This window comes from Micromonospora sp. WMMD736, from assembly GCF_049179015.1.
Classification (GTDB): domain Bacteria; phylum Actinomycetota; class Actinomycetes; order Mycobacteriales; family Micromonosporaceae; genus Micromonospora.
In genome coordinates, this window is record NZ_JBMHMI010000138.1 from 1 (window position 1) to 2,983 (window position 2,983).

4 protein-coding genes are annotated in these 2,983 nt (G+C 65.7%); 1 reads left to right on the forward strand and 3 read right to left on the reverse strand.

Features of this window, described 5'->3' with window-relative positions:
- The first annotated feature begins 58 nt into the window (after positions 1–58).
- Positions 59–850, forward strand: a complete 792-nt coding sequence (locus tag ACN269_RS34715) for a hypothetical protein (RefSeq protein WP_421477566.1) — start codon at positions 59–61, stop codon at positions 848–850.
- Here the strand turns inward: ACN269_RS34715 and ACN269_RS34720 are convergent.
- The 3 genes from ACN269_RS34720 to ACN269_RS34730 all read right to left on the reverse strand — a co-directional run.
- On the reverse strand, positions 793–1,494 hold the full coding sequence (locus ACN269_RS34720; protein ID WP_421477567.1) for a tyrosine-protein phosphatase: 702 nt from the start codon (positions 1,492–1,494) through the stop codon (positions 793–795). The genes ACN269_RS34715 and ACN269_RS34720 overlap by 58 nt on opposite strands.
- Positions 1,495–1,624: 130 nt before the next feature.
- Positions 1,625–2,422, reverse strand: a complete 798-nt coding sequence (locus tag ACN269_RS34725) for an SDR family NAD(P)-dependent oxidoreductase (RefSeq protein ID WP_421477568.1) — start codon at positions 2,420–2,422, stop codon at positions 1,625–1,627.
- Positions 2,423–2,638: 216 nt separating this feature from the next.
- Positions 2,639–2,983: hypothetical protein (locus ACN269_RS34730; protein ID WP_421477570.1), on the reverse strand; the 345-nt coding region annotated here is incomplete at its 5' end.

Sequence of the window (2,983 nt, forward strand, 5' to 3'; positions counted from 1 at the left end):
AACTGGACCAACTGCGGGCCGACGTTGCCCGGTTGGCCGCTGGCAAGGATGCGGCGCGGTGAGCTATCGCAACCAAGTGGTCTGCGCCTGGTGCGGTCCACTGATGACGCTGCTCTTCTTCATCGGTCTGCTTCCGATCGGGCACTTCATCTGGCCGCCGGCACCGTCGCTGGGCGCTGACGAGATTGCAGCGTGGTTTGCCGAGGACACCCTGGCAAAGCGGATCGGACTGTTCATCGCGATGATCGGAACCGGTTTGCTCGCACCGTTTTACGCGGTGATCTCCAACCAGATGCGGCGTATCGAGGGCGCTTCTCGCACGCTGGTATACAGCCAGCTCGCCGCGGGGGCCTGCACGGTGCTGGAGATCATCCTGCCGCTTATGCTGTGGCAGGGCATTGCCTACCGCCCCGAACGTGACCCGGTGGTCACCCAGGCGCTCAATGACGTGGCGTGGCTGACGTTCATCGGGACGACGACGACTGTGCTGATCCAGAACGCGATCATCGGGGCCATCGTGCTCCAAGACCGAAACCCGGTCCCGGTCTTCCCCAGGTGGTATGCCTACCTGAACTTCTTCGCCGTGATGGGCGTGTTCCCGGCCGGTTTCGTGGTGTTCTTCAAGGAGGGCCCGCTGGCCTGGGACGGGATCATCGTCTGGGGAATCGGCGTGGCGATCTTCTTCATCTGGATATGCGTCACGGCCTATCTGGTGATCGCCGCCGCCAGACGGGAACGAGACGAACAGTCGGCTCGCCGCTCCATCGTCCAACGGCAGATGCCGATCCCTGATCAGCGGCCTGATCGTGAACCGGCCGCGCCACCGTCGCGCAACCGCTGGCGCAGTTGATTCAGTGCGTCGACTCGGCCACCGCGGTCGAGGAACCACGCACGTGCCCCACCTGGGTACTGCGTGAGCATCGTCATGACCGCCTCGATCGCGGCGGCTGGAGCCGCGTACCACGGCGCGGCGATGTTCGCCGTGTCGATGGCACCGATTGCGCTCAGCCGCTGCACCACAGCGGGCATGGCGAGTTCGGTCCGGCAATAGTCCGCCAGGATCGCTGCGGGTTCGACACCGCTCAGCAACAAGAGCACTGCGACGACGACGCCGGTGCGATCTTTTCCCGCGGTGCAGTGGACCAGAGTGGGCCCGTCACTGTCCAACATGTGCGCGACAGCGACGATCCGCTCGGCCGCCGTGGCAAGCATGTCCCGATAGAGCAGACTCAAGTCCACATCGCGAAGCCTGCTGAGATCTCCTGGTTCGAACAGGTTGTGCCGGACTACGACGGTGTTCGGTGGCCACTCGTACTGAGGTTGCTCGACAGCCGACCGAAGGTCGACGACCGTGAACGCCCGGTTCTGCAGGTCCGCGGGCAGCGCGTCCCCCGGTATCGGCGCCGAGCACCGCAGTAGCACACCGGATCGGGTCTGCCCGCCGTCGGTCAGCGGCAATCCGCCGATATCTCGAAAATTGGCGAACGTGCTCACCGCGCCGGCTCCGTGACGAGCCGCGAGCCAGGCGAGGGCGTCGGCGTGCTGTGGTCGTCGTCAGACATGACGATACCCTTCGTGCGAATCGATACGTAGTCCACCACGGTAGCCGGGAACCCTTTGCGGCTCAACGCATCATCGAGCGGCAGATCCGGAACCACACCCTGCGCGGAAGGCGCGGGCCAAGCCAGGCGAAGAGGGCCGCCTGTGGCAACGGTGTCACCTTCCGCCTGCCGGATTCGAGCGCTTCGATCCCGGCCCGTGCACACTGTTCGGCCGTGGCCGTGAAGAAGGCCGACTGGCGCTCGCCCTGCGTCACCGCGTCGGCAACGGCGGCGAACTCCGTCGCCACGTTCGCCGGGGCGAGTACCGACACCGTCACACCGCTATCGGCGAGCTCGTAGTGTAGCGACTCACCCAACGACGTCACGGCAGCCTTGCTGGCGGCATACGCCGCGAAGAAGGGAATCGGCTGATTCCCGGCCATCGAGGAGACGAACAGCACGGCGCCTCGGCGCCGCTGGGCCATCGCGGGAATCAGCGCATGGGCCAATGCCATCGTGCTCTCGACATTCGTGCGGATGAGATTGACCACCCGATCACCGTCGTGGTCCAGGTGCGGCCCCACCAGTCCGAATCCCGCGCACAGAATCAGCACGTCCACCTGTAGGCCGGTGTCGTTGACCGCGTCGAGCAACTGGTCCCGGTCATTCGCCTCGGCCAGATCACAGACCATGACCTCGACACGGACATCGCGGGTGCGGTGCAATTCCTCGGCGAGCGCCTCCAGCCGCTCCCGGCGGCGGGCGACCAAGATCAGGTCATGCCCGCGCGCCGCCAGCTCGGTGGCGATCGCCAGGCCGATTCCCGACGACGCCCCAGTGACCAGCGCGACCGATCCCGCCGTGGGGTGGGGAATGCCCAACGCCGATCCTCCTCCGCCGGAGTCGTCTGCCGGGGTGCGCACCATGGATTACCGTATGGGGTACGGAATGTGACACGGTCACCGTACGGTGCACGTTCGTCTACTGTCAACGATCGTTCAGGATGGGCCGGCTCTCTCCGTGTCAGGCCCGCCAGATAGGTGACGGCCAAATCGCCGTCGAAAGACTCAGGCGGCCGGGGACTGGCCGCCGCCGGTTCACACTTGTTCTCGGGGCTGCACCGGTGCGGTGGCGTTCTGCTGCTGTAATGAGCGGGTGTGCGCATAGATCCAGCGGGCGAACGCATCAAGTAGCACCAATCCGATTGCGCACGAGGCGATCGCGCTACCCCACAGGAGCCACGCGCCGGCGCCCGGGGTGTGCAGTGCGTTATAGATCGGCAGGCCCACCGCGGCGCTGCACGCCGTGTCGGTGACCAGGGGCAGGAACACCACCAGGGGCGCACGCCAGCCGGTGAAATAACCGGGAACCGCGAACAGGATCGCCGCTGTCAGTATGGGACCCGGGGTGTTGATGAACAACCAGTACAGCGGGAAACCGGC